Source organism: Verrucomicrobiota bacterium (assembly GCA_016871495.1).
In the GTDB taxonomy this organism is placed as follows: Bacteria; Verrucomicrobiota; Verrucomicrobiia; order Limisphaerales; family VHDF01; genus VHDF01.
In genome coordinates, this window is the sequence record VHDF01000181.1 from 1 (window position 1) to 3,403 (window position 3,403).

Below are 3,403 nucleotides of genomic sequence, written 5' to 3' on the forward strand. Positions count from 1 at the left end.
CTGGTGGCGGACATGACCTCGACGCCGAAGCGTTTCGCGAAGTATGTCAACGGCGCGAAGCATCGTGAGGATGTCACCGGTGACGGCGCCAACATCGACGGGCGCTTCTCGCTGCCGGCTGAAATCTACCTGTTCAACGATGGTGACGATAACGAACAAAGCACCGCCTATATCAGCTCCCTGCAGTTCCGTCCGGTGGCCTTGAGCGATCAAGAAGTGGCGGCTTTGGGTGGGCCCGCAGCGACCGGTGTTCCAGAGCCTCAGACGACCTCGCCGACCATTAAAGGTCACTGGTCCTTTGACGGTAATTTGAACGCGGGTCTCGGCGGCAACGCCGTGGCCTATATTGATCCTTCCCTGAGCTCTCAATATTCCTTTGGCACGAGCGGCCAGGGCGCCTTCGCAGACATTCCGGGCATCAACGGCCGGCCGGTCCAGTTCCTCTCTATTCCGAGGAATGAAAACGGCACGGACTTCAAGAAGACCGGGATTCGAATCAAGCCCGGTTTGGCGGCCAGTGGCGGCGGACGCAATGCGAACTCCTGGACCATGGTGGCGGACGTTCTTTGGGGTGAGGGACATGGGTTCGGCACGATTCTGCGCACGCACGATCTGAACCAGGACAACGACGGTGACTTGTTCTGGCGCGCTTCAGATGGATCTTACGGCAAGGGCTGCTGCTCGAGTTACGATGGGAACACCGAAGCCAGCAGGCACGAGCGCGGCAAGTGGGCGCGAGTCGTTCTGGTGGCGGACATGACCTCGACGCCGAAGCGTTTCGCGAAGTATGTCAACGGCGCGAAGCATCGTGAGGATGTCACCGGTGACGGCGCCAACATCGACGGGCGCTTCTCGCTGCCGGCTGAAATCTTCATGTTCAACGACGGCGACGACAATGAGCAGAGCTCGGCCTACGTGAACGCGATCCAGTTCCGCGAAGGCGCTTTGTCGGATGAAGAAGTGGCGGCCTTGGGCGGTCCTTCCGCGGATGGACCTCCGCTGACCGGATCGGCGGCGGCGGCCTGCTTGCCGCTCGCGGCGGCGCCCAGCGTGCAGTTGTTCTCCTCGGCGGTGGTTGAAGGACCCTACACGGCGGCTGGCAACGCGGTGGTCAATGCCGCCAGCAAGACCATCACCATCCCGACGTCGGGCCAAACCCGGTTCTACCGGGTGCAAAGCGGTGGACGCACGACGATCAAGTCGATCAACGTTCAAGGTGCCTCGGTCACCCTCGTTTACGAGTAAGACTCGCGGCCTGACGGATTGAACTCATGCAAGCGCGGAGGGGTGGCATCATCCCTCCGCGCTTTTTCGCCTTCCGAAAGCATCGTTGGCCCTCATGAACGCGGAGTCCAGTCCTCCACTCATCTCACCTGACTCCGGCGCTCGTCCGCGTCTGGACTCCCTCGACGCGCTGCGCGGGTTGGTCATGATCATCATGGCGCTTGATCACGCGCGGGGCTTTTTCTCGAACGTCGAATTTCAGCCGCTGGATCTCGAGCAAGGGCATGCCGGATGGTTCTTGACCCGGTGGATTACCCACTTCTGCGCCCCGTGTTTCTTTTTTCTCGCGGGCACGGGGGCATTTCTTTCCATGGGCCGGGGCAAAACCAAGAAAGACTTGTTCTACTTCCTGTGGACCCGCGGCGTGTGGCTGGTGTTTTTAGAACTCACGGTGCTGAAGTTCGGCTGGTCGTTTGAGCTGAGTTACGCGCGTCCGCCTGTCATGCTCATGATGTGGGCGATCGGGTGGTCCTTGATCATCCTGGCTCTCCTCATCTGGCTTCCATTCCCCGTCATCGCCGCTTATGCCCTGCTGGTGGTTTTCGGGCACAATGCCTTGGATTTTTTGGATCAGCGCAAGGACTTGGGCGTGTTCGAGCCCTGGTGGATTTTTCTGAACAAAATGGGGGTGATCAGTCCGATCGGGGATTTCAAGATTTTCATCGTCTATCCCACGCTGGCTTGGTCCGGCATCGTGACGCTTGGCTACGTCTTTGGGATGTTCTACCGGTGGGAAGCCTCGCGCCGAGCAGTCCTCCTCAAACGCCTCGGCGTGGCGTCCGTCGCTCTTTTCTTGCTGCTGCGATGGACGAGCGTTTATGGAAATCCCTCGCCTTGGAACTCGGAGGCCCCGGCGTGGAAAGCCGCGTTGCGCTTCCTGGATTGCCACAAGTACCCGCCTTCGCTGCTTTATACGCTCATGACGCTGGGGCCCTCGATGTTCCTGCTGGCCTGGTTCGAGAAACTGGATTGGAAAGGATGGCTCTCGCCCTTGGTGACATTCGGGCGAGTACCCATGTTCTACTTCATTCTCCACCTGTTCCTGACGCATGGACTGGCCAGACTCATGGGAATGAAGTTCGGATTATGGGGGATTTATGGCATGTGGATTGCCATTGTTTTCCTGCTTTATTGGCCGTGCCGTTGGTTTGCGGAGCTCAAACAGAGAAGGCGCGACGTTTGGCTGGGATATTTTTAGCCAAAAAAACTCCGCCGGGTCGGGGTTCGGAATGGTGAGTAACTTGAGCATCAAGTTAGTCGGGAGGTTGATCGCTCGTCACGACCGTGGCGTGGTCAACTGTTCCTCGCAACCTTGGGCTTCGGGACGGAATCCCGTTGGGATTCTTGGCAGGACGCGGTGAAGAAGAGGAAATGAATTCATCCGCAACGCGGTTGTGGCCTCCGTGCATCCCGAAGTGTTCTGTCGTGTGGCGCAGGCTGCCCAGCCTGCCGTATCGCCGACTGCCAGTCGGCCCGGCGGGTGAAGAACGAGGCCCTTCCATGCTTTCCACGCGCCTGGCCCGGATAATTCATCCTGAGCTTGAATCCGCGACAGTGTGCCGCGTGAGGGCACGCGGCCTACAGTCGCGCCTGCCTCTTTGTTTGTAGGCCCGATGTCCTCACCGGGCGTCCCGTGCATGAAATAGCGGGCTAGTTTCCTTCGTCGCCCCGCAGGCTGGGCAGCCTGCGAAGCAGCAGACAGGGCTGTCTGCGTTACCAAGACAACCCGGTCACCAACAACCTCTGGAGGCACTGTTGTGGCTTTACCCTGTCAAACGGAAATAGGATTTCGTCACAACCCCGTTGGGGTTGGTTTGCATTGGCGAACCGTGACCCAAGGTAGCTCGTTCCTCGCAACCTTGGGCTTCGGGACGGAATCCCGTTGGGATTCTTGGCGGGACGAGTTTGAGTTATGTGACGTCGGATGCGACGGGTTGAACTTTAAAAAGGGCAACTGCCGTTTTAAGCAAAAAGCTCCGCCGAGTCGGGGTGCGGAATGGTGAGTAACTTGAGCATCAAGTTAGTCGGGAGGTTGAATCACTCGCCCTGACGATGAAGGCAGCCGACCCCATCGGGGAGACAGCCCGCGAGTTGATTCATGATCCTAAACGGTGCAGTT

The 3,403-nt window shown here is 58.9% G+C and carries 1 protein-coding gene; it reads left to right on the forward strand.

Going from position 1 to position 3,403, the window contains the following annotated elements:
* Window positions 1–1,339: 1,339 nt before the first annotated feature.
* Window positions 1,340–2,482 (forward strand): hypothetical protein, encoded by a 1,143-nt coding sequence (locus tag FJ404_19615; GenBank protein MBM3825054.1) that lies wholly within the window; start codon window positions 1,340–1,342, stop codon window positions 2,480–2,482.
* Window positions 2,483–3,403: the final 921 nt, after the last annotated feature.

What these genes read in the sequence shown, in the direction of transcription:
- FJ404_19615 (MBM3825054.1), top strand. Translation starts at nt 1,340, where the DNA reads ATGAACGCGGAGTCCAGTCCTCCACTCATCTCACCTGACTCCGGCGCT.